This window comes from Kitasatospora sp. NPDC093679 (genome assembly GCF_040683455.1).
Taxonomy (GTDB): domain Bacteria; phylum Actinomycetota; class Actinomycetes; order Streptomycetales; family Streptomycetaceae; genus Kitasatospora; species Kitasatospora arboriphila.
In genome coordinates, this window is record NZ_JBFBDW010000052.1 from 41,214 (window position 1) to 60,313 (window position 19,100).

A 19,100-nucleotide genomic window follows, 5' to 3' on the forward strand; every position below is an offset into this window, starting at 1 on the left:
GCGGAAGGGCGGGGCGGCGGCGGGCCTTCGAATGCTCGCCGACCGGCGCCTAATGCCCGGGGAACACAGCCATACGGCCCAGTCTACCGGGCGGCCGGGGATTCCCCCGTGGGCTGTGCCGGGCGCAGCCCGGCCGGACCGCCGCTCAGCCCGTCGGGCAGCCCTCCTGCGGGGAGACCGCCGCGAACGGCAGCTGCGGGCTGGTGCAGACCGTCTCCGGGGCGCCGCGCCGGGTGTCGAAGACCTTGGTGCCGAGGATCGGGCCGTCCTCGACCGTCACCCGGTGGGCGTCCAGGCGCTTGAGCACGACCTCCGGCCCGGCGTTGAGCTGCCAGCCGCGGCCGGCCAGCCGGAAGCCGTTGATGCCGCCGGGCAGCAGCTTGCCGGTGTTCGGTCCGGTGACGCAGGTGCGCGGTACCAGGACGGCGTTGTCGGTGTGCACCGCGCGCAGCGGGTCGTACGAGCAGCCCTGCGGCGGGCGGGAGTTGTAGCGCAGGTCGCCGTCGCGGTCACGGAAGCCCATGGTGAGCGAGGGCGTGACGACGGCCACCCATGGCTCGTCCTCCAGGGCCGTCTGCAGCGCGGCGGCGGCCCGGCGGACCGCGGTGGCCTGCTTCTGCTCCTCGGTGCGGTCGGCGGCGCCGGGCTCGCCGTCCGCGCGCAGCCAGTCGGCCAGGCCCGGCACCGCGCGGTGCCAGCGCACCTGGTGGTCGCTCGGGCGGACCGAGGTGACCAGTCCGTCGTCCCAGACGACGACCGCGCTCTCGCCGGCCATGGCGAGGTGCAGGGCGGTGGCGTCCTCGCGGCGGTAGGACCACAGGTGGTCGCCGGTCGCGCGGTCGTACGCCTCCAGGCCGGGGCCGACCTTCAGCTCCAGCGCTCCCGCGTCCAGGACCTGCGCGCCGACCGGGCTGGCGTCCGCGACGCCCGGCTCCGCGACCCGGTCGCCGAACGGCACCGGGCGGTTGGCGTGCGCGGCGGCACCCGCGCCGAGCACCAGCAGCGCGGCGAGCGCGGGCAGCACGGAACGGCGGGTCAGGCTTCGCAGCGGCTTCCAGGACACGGGCGGAGCGTACCTGCCGCACGCCTGTACGTCAGCCGGAATTCGGGGCACCCCACGGATGTGCGCAGGGTCACGGCGGCCCCGGTGCGGCGCCGTCGACCTGCGGCTCGACGGCGCCGCCCGCGGGCCGCCCGGCCGCCGGGGGCGCCCGCCCGGCGGGGCGACTGTTACACAGGTGGTACGGGCCGCACCGAAATGATCACCGTGCGTGGCACCCGGCGGGGCCTCGGCGGGCGTCCGCGCGAACCACCACTTTCGGGTGATACGGGATATTTCTGACGCCCTGTGGGATTACTGTCGGACGAGCAGCACCCGCCCCCGCACCGCTCCCGGAGTGCCCCATGCGATTCGGCCGTCTCGCGCTGGCCGCCAGCGCGCTGCTGCTGCTGACCACCGCGAGCGTGCCCTCGGGGACACCGCTCAGCCAGACCGCGCGGCACGACGTCTTCTCCGCCGACACCGCGGAGGACGGCCGGCGCGGGGCCGCCCCGAAGCCCGCCGTGCTGCGGCCCCCGCACGAGGTGCCGTTCGGCGCCTTCGTCGGCTCCTGGGACACCTACATCCCGCAGATCGCCAAGCTCTCCGCCTGGCTGCGCAACGCCGACCTGCAGGTCGGCCACACCTACCTGGCGGGCAACGGATGGGCCGACGTCGAGGGCGAGAACCAGGTGCTGGGCCTGTGGTCGCAGTGGCGGCTGCGCGACCCGGCCCGCACCCTGGTGCTCGGCGTGCCGATGCTGGTGCCCAACGAGGGCAACCTGAGCGAGGGGCAGGTGGCCGCACTGCTCGCCCGCGGCACCAAGGGCGAGTTCGACCGGCACTTCCTCAAACTGGCCCGCAAGCTCGTCGCCTTCGGCGGCGGCGACACCGTGCTCACGCTCGGCTGGGAGATGAACGGCACCACCTACAGCTCCCGCTGCCGGCCCGACCCGGCGGCCTGGAAGGCGTACTGGCGCCGGATCGTCACCGTGATGCGCTCGGTGCCCGGCCAACACTTCCGCTTCGACTTCACCCCCACCCGCGGGCTCGACGCGATCCCCTGGACGCGCTGCTACCCGGGCGACGACGTGGTCGACATCATCGGCATGGACGCCTACGACATGCCGGCCGGCGCCTCCTTCGAGGAGATGGTCACCGAGCCCTACGGGCTGCAGGACCAGGTCGAGTTCGCCGCCCGGCGCGGCAAGCCGGTCTCGTACCCGGAGTGGGGGCTGTTCCGCAACGGCGACAACCCCGAGTACGTGCGGCGCATGATCGAGTGGATGCGCACCCACGACACCGCCTACCAGACCGTCACCGACTACTGCCCGCACGGCTTCTGGGGCTGCGACCGCAACCCGCGGTCGGCCGCGGTCTTCCGGCAGCTGATGTCCGGCTCCGAGGGGGCGCCGGGCGGCGTCTCCTCACGCGCGCCGGCGCGCCGCTAGCGCCTCCTTCAGCCGCGGCAGCCGGGCGGTCAGCACGGTCACCGCCGCCTGCCGGGCCAGCACCAGCAGGGCGAGCAGGGCCGCCGCCGGGGCCGGGCCCGGCGGGCCCACCACCAGCCGCTCGTTGCGCAGGGCGTCCGGGCGCCACCGCTGCTTGTACGGCTCCTGGCCGCGCAGCAGGCTGAGCACCGGGATGCCCGCCGCCCGGACCTCGTCCAGCGCCGCCCCGAACAGCAGCCCGGCGATGTCCAGCCGATCGCGCAGCCGCGGATGGGCGCCGTACAGGTAGAGGCCGCCGAAGGACGGGCAGAGCACCACCAGGTTCACCGCGACCAGCTCGCCGTCCAGCCGGAACCGGTGCACGGCGGCCCGGCCGCGGGCCGCCATCGAGGCCGTCGACTCGGCCAGGTGCGCCGCGAACCGCCCGGTGCGGTGCTCGGCGGTGACCCCGCGCCCCTGCCACTGCAGGAAGTGCAGCCGCAGCAGGTCGGCCACCGCCTGCGGCACCTCCTCCGGCGGCGCGGTGTCCACCTGTACCCCGGAGGCGGCGATCTTCCGCAGCTTGATCCGGCTGCGCTGGGCGGTCTTGCCGGACAGCCGCTTGAGCAGCTCCTCGACGGGCAGCGCGGGCAGGTGCTGGCAGAGCGAGTCCCGGTAGCGCCGGGTGGTGCCGCGGTGGTGGGCGAGCACCTGCTGGACGGCGGCCTCCGGGTGCACCTCGCGCAGTTCCAGGCTGTGCCAGGGGCGGCGCAGCGGCAGGGCGGCGGCCAGTTCGGCGGCGGCCCGGCCGCGGCAGTCGTCGTCGAGCAGCACGTCGGTGAAGTCGGCCAGCCCGCCGCCGAGGTTGGTCAGACCGCCCAGGGCCCCGCGGCGGCGCAGGACCGCGGCGCCGGCCAGCCGGCCGTCCCGGCGGACGAGCACCAGCACCAGCGCGCCCGGCCGGCCGTACCGGCGCCACCAGGAGCGCAGCCAGGCGCCGTCCTGGAAGGGGGTGGCGGTGCGACAGCGGGTGGCGAGCGCGTCCCACTCGGCGGCGATCCGGTCGAGGGCGTCGTCCCCTCGGTCCACCTCGGCCGTCCAGACCTCGGCGGCGGCCCCGGCCCGTGCCGGGGCGGGGGTGTCGGTGGTCATCGGACGGCCCCGGCGGGTTGCCGTTCCACCGGCTGCCCGGGCACCGACACGGCGGCGTCGGTGCCGCCCGACCCGGCCGGGCGGCGCCGGGCGGCCATGGCGAGGGCGCCGACCAGCACGCCGGCCGCCCCGCCGACCGCGGTGTCCAGGGCCGCGGACGGCGAGGAGGGGCCGTCCGGGGAGGCGGCCCCGGCCAGCGGGACGAGCTTGACGCCGGTGTCCTGGCTGCTGGTGTTGGCGAAGGCGATCAGCGAGGTCGCCACCGCGTCGGCCGCCCGCACCGCGTCGGCGGCGCGCGGGCCGGTGCCGGTGATCTCGATCATCGGGGCGTCCGGCGAGGTGGTGCCCCGGACGCTGTCCGACAGCGCGGAGACGGTGCGGCCGGTCTTCGCGGCGGCCGCGACCAGCACCTGCGGCTGCCCGGCGAGCCGGCCGTACGCCTGCGCGAAGTTGACCGCGGTGGCGCCCTCCCCCGGGTTCTGCGCGACCACCACCACGTAGGAGTTGGCGGTGTAGGCGGTGGGTGCGACGGCGGCGTAGCCGGCGCCGGCGGCGGCGCCCAGCGGGACGGCAACGGCCACCGGCCACCAGCGGCGGACGGCGGCCCGGACGGATCGGCGCGGTTCGGACATCGGAACTCCTTGGCTCGGTCGGTGGTGTCGCGCGTTCAGGCCCGTAGGGCGGCCGGCCGGGGCGGCGCGGTGCGGGCGGGGCCGAGCCGGTCGTAGAGGTCGGCGAGTTCGGCGGCGATCCGCGCGATGTCGTAGTGGTGGACGGCGGGCGGCGGCGGGAGCCGGCGCGGCGGTGCGGCGCGCAGCCCCTCCAGGGCCTCGGTGTAGGCACCGGCGGTGGACGGCAGCCGGCGGGCGGCGGGGGCGGCGTCCGGGCCGAGCGCGTCCAGGGCCGGGCAGGCGGTGCGCAGCACCGTCAGGCCCGCCGCCAGTGCCTCCAGCACCGTCAGCCCGAAGGTCTCCTCGGTCGAGGGGGCCGCCAGCACGTCCATGGCGGCGAACAGCTCGGGGACGTCGTCGCGTTCGCCGGTGAAGACGGCGGCCACCCCGGCGCGGGCGGCCTGCGCCTCCAGGGCGGCGCGTTCCGGCCCCTCCCCCACCAGCAGCAGCCGGGTGTCCGGGCCGGGCCGGGCGGCCAGCGCGGCCACCGCCTCCATCAGCACCTCGAACCGCTTGCCGGGCACCAGCCGGCCCACCGCGCCGACCGTGAACGCCCGCTCCGGCAGGCCGAGTCGGGCCCGCACGGCGGCCCGGGTGCGGGCCGGCACGGCGTACCCGGCGGCGTCGATGCCGTTGGGCAGCAGGTGGACCCGGTGCGGCGGCACGCCCCAGTCGTGCAACGTGGCGGCGACCTGTCCGGAGACGGCGACGGTCGTCCGGCCGAGGCGCTCGGCGGCCAGGTAGAGCGCCCGGATCCCGCGGCCGGCCGGCCGGCCCTCGATCACCCCGGGGTGCAGCGAGTGCTCGGTGGCCAGCACCGTCCGCACGCCGGCCAGCCGGGCGGCGAGCCGTCCGTACAGCCCGGCCCGGTAGAGGTGGGTGTGCACGGCCTGGTAGCGCCGGTCGCGGATCAGCCGGGTGAGCCGCGGCAGCACCGCGAGGTCGCGGTTGCCGCGCATGTCCAGCTCGTGCACGGCGAAGCCGTCCGCGCGCAGCGCCTCGGCGACCGTGCCCGGGTTGGTGAGGGTGGCCACCTCGCAGTGGTGGCGGTCGGGCAGGTGGCGCAGCAGCAGGTGCAGCTGGCGCTCGGCACCGCCCGCGGCGAGGCCGGTGACCACGTGCAGGACCTTCATCGGAAGGCCTCCTGGCGGGCGGCGGGCACCGGGGCGGCGCGCAGTCCGGTCACGGCGTCCCGCCAGTGGTGCCGGCCCTGCTTGGCGAGCAGCCGCAGCGCGCCGTCGCGGTCGCCGACGTAGCAGCGCGGCAGCGCGAACCGGCCGGTGAGCTCGCCGTGCTCGATGGCGCAGGCGTACTGGTACCCGGCGTCGCGGACGGCCTCCGCCGCGGGCCGGTCGACCGCCCCGTACGGGTAGCAGAAGCCGGTCACCGGGCCGCCGACCAACTGCTCCAGGGCCCGCCGACTGCCGCGGGCCTGGTCGGCGAGCTCGTCCGCGGACAGCCCCGGCAGCCTGCGGTGGGAGAGCCCGTGCGAGCCGATCTCCCAGCCTGCGGCGGCGAGTTCGACCACCTGGTCGACGGTGAGCAGCGGCTTGCGCGGGCCGTCCGGGTCCCAGCCGTTGTGGCCGCCGAGCAGGTCGGGCACCACGTAGGCGCTCGCGGTGAAGCCGTGCCGGCGCAGCACCGGCACGGCGTACCGGACGAAGTCCGCGTAGCCGTCGTCGAAGGTCAGTCCGACCAGCCGGGCGGCGGCGCCCGCGGCCCGGGCCCGGAGGAGTTCGCGGACGCTCACCCCGCGCCGGCCGCTCCGGGCCAGCCAGGCCATCTGTGCGGCGAACCGCTCCGGGCTCACGGTGAGCAGGTACGGGTCGTGCTCCTCGTGGGTGATCGAGTGGTACATCAGGATCCACGGCGCCGACCGGGCCGGGTGCGGCTGGGCGGGCAGGGCGGGGCCACGGGCCGGTTCAGCGTCCATGGGGCTTCCTCTCAGCAGCCTGGGTGACCGGGCCCGCGGCCCGGAGGAGGGCGCGCACCGGGTCACGGACCTCGGATGCGCCGAGGACCGTGCCGAGCCCGGCGAAGACGATCACGACGGTGAGACCGCCGAGCAGGGTGGCCGGCAGCGGCGCGGACGGACCGGAGGCGGCCGCCGCGCCGGCCGCGGCGGCACCGACCGCGGCGGCCAGCAGCCGGGCCTGGCCGCCGAGCACCCGGGACAGGCGCAGCGCGATGCCGCGCAGCAGCAGGCCGCGGAGCAGCAGCACCGCGGCGGCGGTGATGCCGGCCGCGTTGCCGGCCGCGAGGCCGAGGGCGCCGTACCGCGGGGTGGCGGCCAGTCCGACGCCGGCGGTGACCAGCAGGCCGACGGCCATCGCGGCGACCGGGTACCAGTCCAGCGGCCGCAGCCCGGCCGGCTCCGGGTCGCCGGCCCGGCGGACCACCGGCCGCAGCGAGAAGAACGGCCGGACCATCACGCCGATCAGCGCCTGCGCGGGCAGCCCGAAGCTGTAGACCCGGATCACCTCGGCGGTGGCGGCGGTGTCGTGCGCGCCGAACGCGCCGCGCTGGAAGAGCAGCGCGACCACGGAGGGCGCGCAGGCCATCAGGAAGGCGGTGCCGAGCAGCACGACCGCGGCGGCCTGGCCGAGGTCCTTCTCCACCCGGTCGCGGGCGGCGGCGAGGTCCCCGGCGGCCAGCGCCCTGGCGACCAGCGGGAAGGTCACCGTGACGATCAGGATGCCCGCCGTCATGGCGAGCTGGGAGACCTTGGCGGCGTAGTTGAGGTGCGAGATGGTGCCCGGCGGCAGGCCGGAGCCGAGGTAGCGCTCGACGAAGACCTGCGCCTGCCGGGTGAGGGTGAAGGCGGCGACCGGCAGCATCGCCAGCGGGATCAGCACCAGGCCGCCGGCCGCGGCACCGTGGGCCGGGCGGGCCGTCCGTCGGGCGGCCCGGGTCCGTCCGACGGATCCGGCCGGATCGGCGCGCGGCGTCGGGCGCCCGTCCGGGCGCGCGCCCGGCAGGATCCGCCGGACGGGCCCGAGCAGCAGTCCGGTCATCAGCAGGCTGCCGCAGGTGACGCCGAGCGCGGCGGAGCGGACCCCGAGCAGGGCGTGCCCGCCGAGCAGCACGGCGAGGATGCCCAGGTTGTACGCCACGTAGATGCCGGCCGGGGCGGTGAACCGGTGGTGGGCGCGGAGCATCGAGCAGAGGTAGCCGACCACGCCGAACGGCAGCACGGTCAGGGCGGTGATCCGGGTGCAGGTGACGGCGAGCGCGGGGTCGGCCAGGCCGGGGGCGAGCAGGTGGACCAGCGGGCCGGCGCCGACCGCCGCGGCGAGGGTGAGGGTGCACAGCGCGAGCAGCAGCCAGGGCAGCGTGGCGCGCACCAACTGCCGCACCGGGTCCGGGCCGTGCGGGCGTTCCTCGCGCAGCACCAGGGCCAGGCTGAACGCCGGGACCATCAGGAAGGCCATCGCGTCCTCGATCAGCAGCGGCGCGGCGGTCTCCGGCACCGTCCAGGCGACGAGGAAGGCGTCGGTGCCCCGGGTGGCGCCGAAGTACCGGGCGAGCAGCAGGTCGCGGAGCAGGCCGAGACCGGACCCGGCCGCGCTGAGCACCGCGGTGACGCCGAAGGCGCGGGCGACGAAGCCGCCGCGCCGGGGCCGGTCGGCGGCGTGCCGCGGGCCGGGGACGGCGGCGCGGGCGGGCCGGGCGGTCGTGGTCGGGCGGTCGCCGCTCATCGCGCCTCCGGGTCCGCCGGGCCGGGGAAGGCGGCCCGGGCGGCGAGGCCGAGCACCACCGAGGTCAGCACGGTGGTGGTGCCGCCGATGTCGGCGTAGAGGAAGTCGACGAGGATCCAGACCAGCAGGGCGAGCGCGGCCAGGGCGCCGCCGCGGACCCGGCGCAGGCAGCCGGTCAGCAGGGCGAGGAAGAGCGCGGCGTACGCGGTGATGCCCAGCAGTCCCTGCTCGCTGAGCACCAGGAAGTACATGTTGTGGGGCGAGAGCAGCGGTTCGCGCTGGAAACCGATCGTGGCGTCCTCGGCGTCGCTGCCGGAGGAGAGCCGCAGCGGGGCGTGGCCGTCGCGCAGTTGCTGGAAGGCCTTGGGCCCGGCGCCGGTGGCGGGGTGGTCCTGCCAGATCCGTCCGGCGGTCGCCCACAGGTCGTAGCGGTCGCTGACCGACTGGTCGGGGGCGGCCTGCACCGAGCCGATGCTGCCGAGCCGTTCGGCGACGCCGGAGGCGCCGAGGCCGAGTCCGCCGACCAGCACCACCGCGGCGGCCGCGCCGATCACCGCGCAGCGCAGGGCGAGCCGGGCGTCGGCGCGCAGCATCAGCACGGCGACGGCCGCGGCGCAGGCGATCCAGCTGCCGCGGCTGAAGGAGACGGCGAGCGGGAAGGTCAGCAGCGCGGCCGCGGCGTACAGCGCCCGGCGCAGGGCGGGCCGGCCGCCGGGGCCGCGTTCGCCGAGCGCCAGGGCGAGCGCGGCGAGCAGTCCGAAGCTGACCACGGTGGACATCGCCATGATGTCCAGCGCGCCGAAGGTGCCGACGGCCCGGACCGGTTGGCCGGCGTACGAGGCGCCGGTGCGGGTGAGGTACTGCTGCGCTCCGACCGCGCCCTCGACCAGGGCGGCGGCGACGAAGGCGCCCAGCACCAGCCGGCGGTCGCGGCGGGTGCGCAGCGCGCAGGCGACGGCGGCGGGCACCAGCACGAAGATCTGCACCAGTCGGACGAAGCCGGTGGTGCTCGCCTGCGGGTCGATCGAGGCGAGGGTGGCGGCGGCGGCCGCGCAGACCACCGCGCCGAACAGCAGGCAGACCGTGCGCTCCAGCCGGGCGCGGCCGCGCAGCAGGTCGGCGGCGGTGAGGGCGACCAGCAGCAGCGAGGCGAGGTCGGCCGGGGTGACGTGGACGGCGGCGGTGACGTCCTTCTCCCCGGTGGGCACGCAGACCAGCAGCACGGTGGCGGCCGCGGCCGCGGCGGCGGGCCGGGGTGCGGCGGGCAGCCGCCGCCACCACTGCGGCAGCGGCGCGGTGCGGGCCGGCAGCGCTCCTGACGCCACGTCAGCTCCCGTCCGGGTGGAGCATCAGGACGGCGGTGCGGAGCAGGATCTTGGCGTCCTGCCAGAGGCTCCAGCTCTCGATGTAGCGGTTGTCGAAGCGGGCCCGGTCCTCGATGGAGGTGTCCCCGCGCAGGCCGTTGACCTGGGCGAGGCCGGTGAGGCCGGCCGGGACGCGGTGCCGGTCCTGGTACTCGGGGTAGGCCTGGCCGAAGCGCATCACGAAGTAGGGGCGTTCGGGGCGGGGGCCGACCAGGCTCATGTCGCCGCGGACGACGTTCCACAGCTGCGGCAGCTCGTCCAGCGAGGTGCGGCGCAGCAGCCGGCCGACGGCGCCCATCCGGTGGTCCTGCGAGATGTTCCAGCGGGTGGCCGACTCGTGCTCGTTGCTGGGGCGCAGGGTGCGGAACTTCAGCAGGGTGAAGACCTGGCCGTCGAGGCCGGTGCGCTGCTGGCGGAAGAGCACCCCGGGGCCGGTGTCGCAGCGGACGGCGAGCGCGCAGGCGGCCAGCACCGGCGAGAGCAGCAGCAGGCCGAACCCGGCGGCGGCGACGTCCAGGACACGCTTGGCGACCCAGCCGGGGCGGCGGACGGCCGGGCGCTCCAGCGGCAGGCAGGGGAAGCCCCACAGCTGGTCGGTGCCGCGCCGGCCGAGGGCCGCGTACTCGCGCAGCTGGGGCACCACCCAGACCCGGCAGCCGAGCCGGGCGGCGGTGCGCAGCGCGGCGGCGGTCGCGGCGTCGTCGGCGGCACCCTCGGTGGCGATCACGTGGTGGATGCGCTTGCGGCGGATCTGGCTCTCCAGGGCGTCGTGGCCGCCGAGGAGCCGCAGCGGGGCGTCCGGGGCGAGTAGGACGGGCTGGGAGTCCAGGTAGCCGACCGGCCGCAGACCGTACTCGCGGTGTTCGAGCAGGACGGCGGCGATCCGCTGGCCGAGCTGGCCGGCGCCGAGCACCAGGGTCGGGCTGGGGCGCCGGCGGCGGGCGCGGCGCAGCAGGGCGTAGGCGGCGGCCCGGCCCAGGCAGGCGAGCAGGGTGAAGGCGGTGAGCAGTCCGGCGAACCTGAACAGCGCCGCCGGGCCGGGCACGAACCGGCCGAGGCAGGCGGCGAGGGTGACCGCGAAGGAGGTGGAGACGGCGGCGCGTCCGGCGAGGCCGGGGAGGTCGTCGAGCGCGGAGACGGTGAGCCGGCTGCGGTAGAGGCCGCCGGCCAGGTTGAGCGGCAGGAGCAGGCCGAGCAGCGCGGCGGCCAGCGGCGGCGGGCCGGGGACGGTCAGGGCCGCGGCCGCGGCGAGGGCGAGGACGTCGCAGCCGAGGAGCCCGGCCGGGAGGGCGACCCGAGAGCGCAGCGGCCGGCGGTGGCGGCCGACCTGCGGTGCCGGACGCGCCCGGGGACCTGCGGCGGGCCGCTCCAGCAGCTCGGTGCCGAGCCGCCGCCGGGCCGACAGCGGGCCCCCCGGCCGCGGCACGCTCTCGTGGTCAATGGTCATCGGTGCGCGAACTCCCCTGTGGTGTACCCGCGGTCGCGGGGGCGGCCGACCGGCCCGAACCGTGCCCGGTACCGGGCACAACGAAGTGGACCCTCCGAACAGGTGCAAATCAGGCAAAATCAGACAATAGCGATCGCCGTTGTCACTGCGGCGAGTTGACGTGCCGTGTCATGCCACCTGCTCATTGGTCGGACTGTCGGACGACTCGTACGCGGCGCCCCCGACCCGGCGGCGGCTGCGGACTGGGCAGCGGCCCGCGGGGGCTCCCACGGTCGGATAAACGATCAGAATCCCTGGGGGACACGGGAATCGGGGCGACCGGACGGACGCGCGGGCAGTACCGCGCGGTACACCGCCTCCACCTGCTCGACCGTGCGGCGGACGTCGTGCCGGTCCGCCACGTGCGCCCTCGCCAGCCCCCCGCGGCGCGCACAGGCGTCCGGATCGGCCAGCTCCTCGACCAGGCGTTCGGCCAGCGCGGCCGCATCCCCGGGCGGCACCGGCGGCACGGCATCCCCGGGCGGCAGGCACTCGCGCGCCCCGGGCACGTCCGTGAGCAGCACCGGGCGGGCGGCCGCCATCGCCTCCAGCGGGGCCAGCGCCATGCCCTCCCAGCGGGACGGCAGCACCACCAGGTCCGCGGCCGCCAGCCAGGGCCGCGGATCGCCCACCCCGCCGGCCATCAGCACCCGGCGCGGCCCGGGCAGCGCCCGGACCCGCTCGGTCAGCACCGCCTCGTCCGGGCCCCCGCCGACCAGCGCCAGCCCGGCGCCGGGCACGGCCTCGGCCACCCGCGGCCAGGCGTCCAGCAGCACGTCCTGGCCCTTCTGCCGGCAGAGCCGGCCCAGGCAGACGGCGAGCGGGGCTTCCGGGTCCAGTCCGGCGCCGGCCAGCCCGAGCGCGGCGCGGGCGGCCCGCCGGTCGGCGGCGCCGGCGGGCGCGTGGTGCTCCAGGTCGACCCCGTTCGGCACCACCCGCCAGGCGGCCGCGATCCCCGCCGCGGCACCGTCGGCCCGCTCCTGCTCGCTGACGCACACCAGCGCGTGCGCCCAGCGGGCGGCGTACCGCTCCCAGCGCAGGGTGGCCCGGGCCACCGCGCCCTCGACGGCCGCGAAGGACCAGGCGTGCGGCTGGAAGACGGTGGGGACGGACCCGCGCACCGCCAGCCGGCCGGCCAGCCCGGCCTTGGCGCTGTGCAGGTGGAGCACGTCCGGTTCGGCGGCACGCACGATCCGGCGCAGCCGCCGCACCTCCCCCGCGGTGGCGGGGCCCGGTGCCCGGCCGGCCGGCCAGTCCAGCAGTTCCGCACCGGCGGCGGCCGCCTCGGCGCCGAGCAGCCCGTCGGGCGGACAGGCCAGCAGTACCCGGTGGCCCGCCGCGCGCTGCCCGCGGACGAGGTCCACCACCACCCGGGCCACCCCGCCGTCGACCGGCTGCGCGGCATGAAGGATCGTCAGATACACGGCCGCGAGCCTAGGTTGGGGCGGCCTCCGGCGGGCCGGGGATCACCCGTCCCGGGGACGGGGCACCACCCGTACGGCGCGGGCCGTCCGTACGGGTGTGCGCAGTGTCGTACGGTCGATCGACCAGCCGGCGACCGGCTGCTCGACGGCCGCCCGCCTGCTACTCGACCTCGGTGGAGAGCCGGTCGAGGACCGCGCCGTGGATCCGGTTGAGGCCCTTGGGCGCGAAGGTGCGCTCGAAGAAGCCGCCGATGCCGGTCGCACCCTGCCAGGAGGCGTCGACCACGACCCTGGCGCCCTCCCCCGCCGGGGTGACCGTCCAGGTGATCACCATGCTGGAGTTGGCGTCCGTCTCCACCAGGGTCTGCGGCCGCGGCTCGGTCACCGAGAACAGGCAGTCCCGGACCCGCTTCTCGGTGGCCTGCAGCCGCCAGTGCACCTGGGTGCCCGCGCCCGTGCCGCCCGCACGGACCTCGTACTCGCTGTACTGCTCGGGCAGCAGCCGCGGCCGGACGGTGGCGTAGTCGGCGAGCGCCTCGTACACCCGCTGCGGGGACGCCTGGTAGACCCGCTCGGTGATGGCCTGGACCTTGCCCATGGGGGCTCTCCTTCACTGGACTTCGCCGCCGCCGCTCGGGGGGCGCCGGCCGAACGCGCCCAAGCCAACCACACCGGCCCCGCCGCACCCGCGACTCACCCCGGGGCGCGGGTTAGGCTTGCCGGTGTGCTCGATCAGGTGACCGCCCTCCGCTACCTCGATCCGCTGCGTGCCGGCGGGTCGGTGCCCGGCGTGGTCGAGACGGACGACCTGGGCACCTACGTGGTCAAGTTCACCGGCGCGGCCCAGGGTGCCAAGGCCCTCGTCGCCGAGGTGATCGTGGGCGAGCTGGCCCGCCGGCTGGGGCTGCGGGTGCCGCCGCTCGTCCTGGTCGACTTCGACCCCGCCGTCGCCGCCCACGAACCGGACACCGAGATCCAGGACATCCTGCGGTCCAGCGCCGGACTCAACCTCGGCATGGACCTGCTGCCCGGCGCCCGTGACTTCACCCCCGGTGCCCTGCCCGTCGACCCGCTGGAGGCCGGCCGGATCGTCTGGCTGGACGCCCTCACCGGCAACGTCGACCGCACCGTCCACAACCCCAACCTGATGGTCTGGCACCGGCGGCTCTGGCTGATCGACAACGGCGCCGGGCTGATCTTCCATCACCGGTGGTCCGGCGCGGCCGCCTCGGTGCTCAAGCCGTACCCGATGAACGCGCACGCCCTGGGGGCGTTCCGGCCTGCGGTGGCCGCGGCCGACGAGGAGTTCGCACCGCTGGTCACCGAGGAGCTGCTGCGCGAGGTCGTCGAACTGGTGCCGGAACCCTGGCTGGCCGACGAACCCGGCTTCGACTCGCCGCAGGCCGTCCGCGACGCGTACGTGGCGCACCTCGCCGAACGGGCCGCGGGGTCCGCCGCCTGGCTGCCGACCGAGTTCGCCTCGCCCGAGGAGCTGCGGGCCGCCGAGGAGCGCCGCGCCGCGGCCACCATGGCCGCCCGCCCCGCCTGGCTCAAGCAGGTCCCCAACCGCCACGGTCTCGCCCAGGTCGAATCCGACTGGACCCGCCACATCGGCTAGTGCCGCGTCAGGCGACCTTCGCCCGTCAAGGAGCGGCGTCCGGTGCGTGCTGTCGGCGTGCCGACCGGAAGTCCTCGTACTGGACGTACTCGGACTTCCGTCCGGTGCGGCGAGAGTGCGTGCCGGGCGTCGAGACGGGGCGAAGGTCGCCTGACGCGGCACTAGACCACCGGGGGCCGTGCAGCCCCCGGGAGCGGCTCCCCACGCGCCCCTGGTGGCTCACCCCTCATGCAGGGGCGGAACGGGCTCCGCGCCGGCCGCCAGCAGCAGCCCCTCGGCGAGGGTGCCGCAGAAGAGGCAGAACGCCACCAGTGCCGCCCGCTCCGGGGAATCCAGTCGGCGTACCCAGGGGGTCGAGAGCAGCAGCGCCGCCGCGGCCAGGCCGGCCAGCGGGCCGCCGAGCACGAGGAGGCCGGCCAGCAGCCAGTCTCCCGCTCCGGCCGAGGCCGTCCCGCCCACGCCGAAGCAGACGCCGATCGCCAGCAGCACCAGCCCCGGTACCGCGACCACCAGGCTGCCCGCGAGCACCAGCACCGCGCCGGTCCTGCGCCGTCCGTCCGTCCCGTCCGTCCCGTCCGTCCCGACCACTCCCCCGCTCCTCCGGCCCCCGTACCGAGGGTCGCCGGAAACGGCCCTGCCCCGCCTGAGTACGGATACTCGGGCGGGGCAGGGGAGTTCGTCCGTCGTTCAGCCGGCCGAAGCCCGGGACGTCGCCGACGTCACAGGCGCCACCAGTCGGCGGCCTTGTCGGCGTTGACAATGCCTGCGCCGTAGAAGCCGTTGCCGTGGCCGGAGGTCTCGCAGACCGCCTTCCAGGCGCCGTCGCCGCTGGGGTCGAAGGTCGCCGGGCAGGAGTGGTCGTCGGCCTGGTGCTGCAGCATGGCGCGGAGCTCGTCCGGGCCGGCCCACGGGTGGGTGGAGGCGAGCAGCGCGGCCACGCCCGCGGCGTGCGGGGAGGCCATCGAGGTGCCCTGCATGTAGGCGTACTTGTTGCCGCGGACGGTGGAGAGGACCCGGCCGTTCTTGTCGGGGGTGTCCGGCAGCTGGTAGCGGGAGTCGCCGCCGGGGGCCGCGACGGTGGCCTTGCCGAGGCCGTAGCTGGAGTAGAAGGACTTGTCGCCCTTGTCACCGACGGAGGTGGTCACCACGATGCCGGGCAGTTCGGTCGGCAGCGAGACGCAGTTGTCGTCGATCGGCCGGGGGGCGGGGGTGGTGTCGTCGGGGCTGGTGGTGTCGGTGGTCTTGTGGGCGAGGTCGATGTTCTCGTTGCCGGCGGCGGCGACGCTGAGCACGCCGTTGCGCTGCGAGAAGGCGACGGCCCGCTTGACGGCGGTGACGATCGCGGCCTGGTCGGGGTCGGTCTTGCAGTTGAACAGCCACGGGTCGATGTAGTAGCTGTTGTTGGTCACCTGGAAGTGGTGCTCACCGGCCCACATGAAGCCGCAGATGGCGTACTCGGGGTAGATGAACCCGCCGTCGTCGACGACCTTGACCGCGGCGAGGCGGACGTTCGGCGCGATGCCCTCGATGCCCTTGCCGTTCTTGGCGGCGGCGATGGTGCCGGCCACGTGGGTGCCGTGGTCGCTGGAGGTGGGCTGCCAGGACTGCCAGGAGGTGTCGGCCTTGCCGCCGTTGATGCAGGAGGCGGAGAGCGAGGCGTCGACGTTGGGCGCGAGGTCCTCGTGCGTGGCGTCGATGCCGGAGTCCAGGACGCCGACGACCACCCGGCGGCTGCCGAGGGTCTTCTCGTGGGCCTTGTCGACCCCGATCTTCCGCATGTCCCACTGGTTGGCCCAGAGCGGCTCGGAGCCGTCGGCGGGCGCGGCGGTGGGGACGGCGGCCGGTTCGGCCACCTCGACGTCGTTGCTCTGGACGATCCCGGCGGTGCGGCTGGCACCGACCGAGTCGACGGTCTTCGAGGAACGCAGCTTGGCCGCGAAGTCCTTGTCGGTGGAGCGGGCGACGACCACGCCGATCTGCTCGTAGGAGACGACCACGGTGCCGCCCAGGGCGGCGATCTCCCGCTCGGCCTTCTTCACCTGGCCGTGGTTGGCCTTAGTGTTCACCACGTAGCTGAGCAGTGGGCCGGGCGCGTCCGCGGCGCCGGCCGCGGCGGCGGTTCCCGACGGCAGCGCGATGGCTCCCGCCGTGGCGAGGGCGAGGCCCAGCGCCGCCGTCCTGGTCCGGCGTATCCGAGGAACACTCATAGGGGTTGACCCTCCGGAGTCTCGAAGTGTGCCCCGCTGGTGGCGGTGGCACGTGAGGTGGACCGGACGCTATTGAACGCGCGTGGTGATCCGCAAGACCACGGACACGAAATGCGCACAACAGCGGTGCCCGGCCCGCTGTCAGCCGGGCCGGGCACCTGTCCTGTTCGTCCGTCAGGTCGCGATGGGGTGAAACCCGGTGTTGCCGTCAGGAGTTGAAGAGCTCCCCGTAGGTCGCGAGGGCGGTCGCGATGTCCGCCTGCGCCCAGAAACGGTGGTACGTGAAGGTCGGCGCGGCGCCGCCGTCCAGGTAGGACTGGACCTTGGCGAAGGCCGGGTCGTTCTTGTAGAAGGAGCGGATGGAGAGGAAGGTGGACGTCGAGTCGATCGGGTCGCCGTCGGGCATGGTGCCCGTCCAGCCGGACGGGACGGAGACCGAGTCCTTGAACCGGCTGTAGTCCGTGCGGGTCTCCGGGACGGAGACGCCCAGCGCGTCCTGGTTGTTGGCCCACATGCCGTCCAGCAGCTTCTGCGCGGCGGTCTTCGCCGCGGCGTTGCCGGACTTCGCCGCGTAGTAGGAGAGCAGCTTGGCGTACGAGCCCGCGACGCCGACGTCACTGGTCCGGTCGACGACGGTCACGTGCAGCGAGGCGTTGCTGCCCGGCGCGCTCGCGTTCCAGGTGTCCGGCTTGCCGCTCCAGGCCAGCGTGGACGGGATCTTGAAGCTGCCGTCGCTGTTGAACGTGGTGTTCGCCAGCGCCCAGGTGACCCACTTGTCGAGCACGGCCTTGGCCTTGGTGTCGCCGCTCGCGTAGTAGTACTCGGCGAGCCGCTCCACGCCCCAGGCCTGGAAGCCGAACCACTGGTTGGACGGCGGGTCGTGGTAGACCGGCGCCTCGTCGTAGTACATCCCGTAGAAGGTCGGGGTGCCGGCCGGCGGGGCGGCGTAGGCGCCGTCCCAGCTGTTGGTGGCACCGCCCGCGATGGCGCCCTCGCTGGACTGCAGCCACTGCAGGAACTCGACCTGGCGGCCCAGGCTGGTCGTCCAGTCGGTCTTGCCGGTGGCCGACTTGGGCGCCATGGCGGTGTTGTTCACCAGGGCGTAGGCGGCCATCGGGTTCTGGTAGCCGCCGTGCGCGGCGCTGTCGCCGATGCGCCAGGCCCAGCCGGCGCTGCTGTCGTTGGCGCCGCCCCAGGCGTAGTACCAGGACAGCAGGTAGTGCTCGCTGCTCTTGCCGGAGCCGGCCGCGCAGACGGTCGGGCCGACGCAGTTCCCGATCTTCTTGAAGTACTTGTCGAAGAACGAGTAGCGCAGGTAGTCGCCCATCTTGCCGGCCTTGGCCACGGCGGTCGCGACCTGCGAGCCGTTGCCCTGGGCCTTGGCCCAGGTGTCCGCCCAGTAGGCGGCCTGGATGGCGCGGGCGTCGGCGTCCGGCGCGTCGGTGAACTTCCACTGCTTGGCGTAGGACGCGTCCTTGACGAACAGGTCCAGGTAGCCGTTCTTGCCGCCGTAGGCGAACTTGTCGCAGGTGGGCTGCGGGATCGTCTCCCAGACCGACTCCTGCGGGCCGCGCTGGTAGGTGTTGATGTAGGACGGTCCGGTGTCGGTCGGGCCGGCCTCGCACTTGCCGGGCGAGTTGCCGTAGCCGTACACGTTGTCCACGTCCTGCAGCCAGTGCATGCCGTAGATGTCGTCGGTGCCGTAGGCGGACTTCAGCTCCGCGGCGATCGGGTCGTTGCCCGGGGTCACCGAACCGTCCATCTGCGACGGGTAGTCGCTGGGCAGCGGGTGCTCGGGGGCGTAGGTCGCCGGCTTGCTCGCGTTGTAGAAGCTGTTCGTGGACTGGTCGGCGTGCGTGGGGATCATGTACGTCTCCATGAGCGTCCACGCCGCGTTGAACTTCGACCAGTCCTTCGTCACCCGGCCGTACTGCGCCTCCAGCCACAGCAGGTAGCTGTAGGCCTCGGAGGTGGTCTCGTGGCCCTGGTCCGGCGCCTCGACCAGCAGGGTCTCCACCGAGTGGTAGGGGATGCCCTCGGGCGAGAAGTAGCCGTTCGCCGGCGCCTTGATCTTGTTGTAGAGCTGCAGGAAGCGGTCGTCGTAGACGCCCGTCCCGGCTGCGAGTTCGGTCACCGTGACCACCGAGCTGGTGTAGCCGGTGGCGGTGGAGGTGAAGCTCGCCGAGCCGGTGGAGCCCGCGTCGGCCGCCAGGGTGACGGTCTGCGCGGTGGACCAGTTCGACGGGGTGAAGGTGAGCGCGGCACCGGCGCTGACGGAGAGCCCGGTGTTGCCCGAGGTGCGGGTGGTGGTGACGGTGACGTTCCCGCTGGGCTGCGAGGACAGCTTCAGGGCGAAGGTGCCGGTCTTGCCCTGGGTCACCGACAGGGTGGTGGGCACCGCGGTGATCGACGGGCCGGCGGCGACGGTGATGCCGGCCGGGGTCGACTCGCCGGTCGCACCGAGGCTGTCGTACGCCTTGGCGTAGACGGAGTGGCTGCCGGAGGAGGCACCCGTCCAGCTGAAGGTGTACGGCGCGGTGGTGGCGGTGCCGATCAGCGTGGTGTTGTCGTAGAACTCGACCTTGCTGATGGACGCGCCGTCCGCCGCGGCGGCGCTGGCGGCCAGCGGGATCGCCGCGCCGGCGGCGTAGTTCGCGCCCGCCGAGGGGCTGGTGAGCGCGACCGTGGGGGCGGCGTGCGCACCGGTGCAGGCGGTGCCGTTGACCGCGAACGAGGTCGGCGCCGCATTGCTGCCGCTGTAGGAGAAGTTGGCGCCCGCGGTCACCGACTGTCCGGCGCCGATCCCGGCCGCCCAGGCCGGGTTGGTGACGGTGACGTTCTTGCCGGACTGCGACCAGGTGCCGTTCCAGCCGGTGCCGGAGAGCGTCTGGTTGCCGGTGTAGGCGTACGTCAGCGTCCAGCCGTTGATCGCATCGGTGCCCTTGTTGCTGATCTTCACGTTGGCGGTGAAGCCGGAGCCCCAGTCGTTGGTCGTCCAGTCGACGGTGCAG

General features: G+C 75.1%; 15 protein-coding genes. 2 read left to right on the forward strand and 13 right to left on the reverse strand.

The annotated features are described in order from the left end of the window. Positions 1-145: 145 nt before the first annotated feature. Positions 146-1,063, reverse strand: a complete 918-nt coding sequence (locus AB0O09_RS31080) for a hypothetical protein (protein ID WP_363547399.1) — start codon at positions 1,061-1,063, stop codon at positions 146-148. Between the two features lie 341 nt (positions 1,064-1,404). Here AB0O09_RS31080 and AB0O09_RS31085 point away from each other — a divergent pair, with 341 nt between their 5' ends. Then, on the forward strand, positions 1,405-2,490 hold the full coding sequence (locus AB0O09_RS31085; RefSeq protein WP_363547401.1) for a glycosyl hydrolase: 1,086 nt from the start codon (positions 1,405-1,407) through the stop codon (positions 2,488-2,490). Here AB0O09_RS31085 and AB0O09_RS31090 read toward each other — a convergent pair. The 9 genes from AB0O09_RS31090 to AB0O09_RS31130 all read right to left on the reverse strand — a co-directional run bounded on the left by AB0O09_RS31090 (position 2,467) and on the right by AB0O09_RS31130 (position 12,862). Next, a complete protein-coding gene (locus AB0O09_RS31090; protein ID WP_363547404.1) occupies positions 2,467-3,621 on the reverse strand; it encodes a GNAT family N-acetyltransferase in 1,155 nt (384 codons plus the stop codon). The two genes, AB0O09_RS31085 and AB0O09_RS31090, sit on opposite strands and share 24 nt — an antisense overlap. Beyond that, positions 3,618-4,253 (reverse strand): lipopolysaccharide biosynthesis protein, encoded by a 636-nt coding sequence (locus AB0O09_RS31095; RefSeq protein ID WP_363547407.1) that lies wholly within the window; start codon positions 4,251-4,253, stop codon positions 3,618-3,620. The genes AB0O09_RS31090 and AB0O09_RS31095 overlap by 4 nt, the downstream gene beginning before the upstream one ends. Before the next feature lie 35 nt (positions 4,254-4,288). After that, on the reverse strand, positions 4,289-5,425 hold the full coding sequence (locus tag AB0O09_RS31100; RefSeq protein WP_363547410.1) for a glycosyltransferase: 1,137 nt from the start codon (positions 5,423-5,425) through the stop codon (positions 4,289-4,291). Then, on the reverse strand, positions 5,422-6,225 hold the full coding sequence (locus AB0O09_RS31105; protein ID WP_363547412.1) for a polysaccharide deacetylase family protein: 804 nt from the start codon (positions 6,223-6,225) through the stop codon (positions 5,422-5,424). Before AB0O09_RS31105 ends, AB0O09_RS31100 begins: the two co-directional genes overlap by 4 nt. Next, on the reverse strand, positions 6,215-7,990 hold the full coding sequence (locus AB0O09_RS31110) for a lipid II flippase MurJ (protein WP_363547415.1): 1,776 nt from the start codon (positions 7,988-7,990) through the stop codon (positions 6,215-6,217). Before AB0O09_RS31110 ends, AB0O09_RS31105 begins: the two co-directional genes overlap by 11 nt. After that, positions 7,987-9,315: an O-antigen ligase family protein gene (locus tag AB0O09_RS31115; protein WP_363547418.1), complete on the reverse strand. Its 1,329-nt coding sequence runs from the start codon at positions 9,313-9,315 to the stop codon at positions 7,987-7,989. The genes AB0O09_RS31110 and AB0O09_RS31115 overlap by 4 nt, the downstream gene beginning before the upstream one ends. A 1-nt stretch (position 9,316) precedes the next feature. Continuing rightward, positions 9,317-10,801, reverse strand: a complete 1,485-nt coding sequence (locus AB0O09_RS31120; RefSeq protein WP_363547420.1) for a sugar transferase — start codon at positions 10,799-10,801, stop codon at positions 9,317-9,319. Positions 10,802-11,085: 284 nt separating this feature from the next. After that, positions 11,086-12,258 carry a glycosyltransferase gene (locus tag AB0O09_RS31125; RefSeq protein ID WP_363547439.1) on the reverse strand — a complete coding sequence of 391 codons (1,173 nt, stop codon included), beginning with the start codon at positions 12,256-12,258 and terminating at the stop codon, positions 11,086-11,088. A 166-nt stretch (positions 12,259-12,424) separates the two neighbouring features. Further along, positions 12,425-12,862 (reverse strand): SRPBCC family protein, encoded by a 438-nt coding sequence (locus AB0O09_RS31130; protein WP_363547423.1) that lies wholly within the window; start codon positions 12,860-12,862, stop codon positions 12,425-12,427. 126 nt (positions 12,863-12,988) lie between these two features. Between AB0O09_RS31130 and AB0O09_RS31135 the strand changes: the two genes are divergently transcribed. After that, a complete protein-coding gene (locus AB0O09_RS31135) occupies positions 12,989-13,882 on the forward strand; it encodes a HipA family kinase (protein WP_363547426.1) in 894 nt (297 codons plus the stop codon). Between the two features lie 219 nt (positions 13,883-14,101). Here the strand turns inward: AB0O09_RS31135 and AB0O09_RS31140 are convergent, their stop codons facing one another. The 3 genes from AB0O09_RS31140 to AB0O09_RS31150 form a co-directional block, all read right to left on the reverse strand. Further along, positions 14,102-14,470: a hypothetical protein gene (locus AB0O09_RS31140; protein ID WP_363547429.1), complete on the reverse strand. Its 369-nt coding sequence runs from the start codon at positions 14,468-14,470 to the stop codon at positions 14,102-14,104. 131 nt (positions 14,471-14,601) lie between these two features. Continuing rightward, positions 14,602-16,089 carry a S8 family serine peptidase gene (locus AB0O09_RS31145; RefSeq protein ID WP_344621941.1) on the reverse strand — a complete coding sequence of 496 codons (1,488 nt, stop codon included), beginning with the start codon at positions 16,087-16,089 and terminating at the stop codon, positions 14,602-14,604. Between the two features lie 208 nt (positions 16,090-16,297). Further along, a partial coding sequence (locus tag AB0O09_RS31150) for a glycoside hydrolase family 48 protein (protein WP_363547432.1) occupies positions 16,298-19,100 on the reverse strand: 2,803 nt, incomplete at its 5' end.

Excerpts from the sequence above, each read along its gene's own strand:
- AB0O09_RS31145 (WP_344621941.1), bottom strand. The coding sequence starts at position 16,089 with ATGAGTGTTCCTCGGATACGCCGGACCAGGACGGCGGCGCTGGGCCTC.
- AB0O09_RS31110 (WP_363547415.1), bottom strand. The coding sequence starts at position 7,990 with ATGAGCGGCGACCGCCCGACCACGACCGCCCGGCCCGCCCGCGCCGCC.
- AB0O09_RS31120 (WP_363547420.1), bottom strand. The coding sequence starts at position 10,801 with ATGACCATTGACCACGAGAGCGTGCCGCGGCCGGGGGGCCCGCTGTCG.
- AB0O09_RS31100 (WP_363547410.1), bottom strand. The coding sequence starts at position 5,425 with ATGAAGGTCCTGCACGTGGTCACCGGCCTCGCCGCGGGCGGTGCCGAG.
- AB0O09_RS31105 (WP_363547412.1), bottom strand. The coding sequence starts at position 6,225 with ATGGACGCTGAACCGGCCCGTGGCCCCGCCCTGCCCGCCCAGCCGCAC.
- AB0O09_RS31085 (WP_363547401.1), top strand. The coding sequence starts at position 1,405 with ATGCGATTCGGCCGTCTCGCGCTGGCCGCCAGCGCGCTGCTGCTGCTG.
- AB0O09_RS31130 (WP_363547423.1), bottom strand. The coding sequence starts at position 12,862 with ATGGGCAAGGTCCAGGCCATCACCGAGCGGGTCTACCAGGCGTCCCCG.
- AB0O09_RS31090 (WP_363547404.1), bottom strand. The coding sequence starts at position 3,621 with ATGACCACCGACACCCCCGCCCCGGCACGGGCCGGGGCCGCCGCCGAG.
- AB0O09_RS31095 (WP_363547407.1), bottom strand. The coding sequence starts at position 4,253 with ATGTCCGAACCGCGCCGATCCGTCCGGGCCGCCGTCCGCCGCTGGTGG.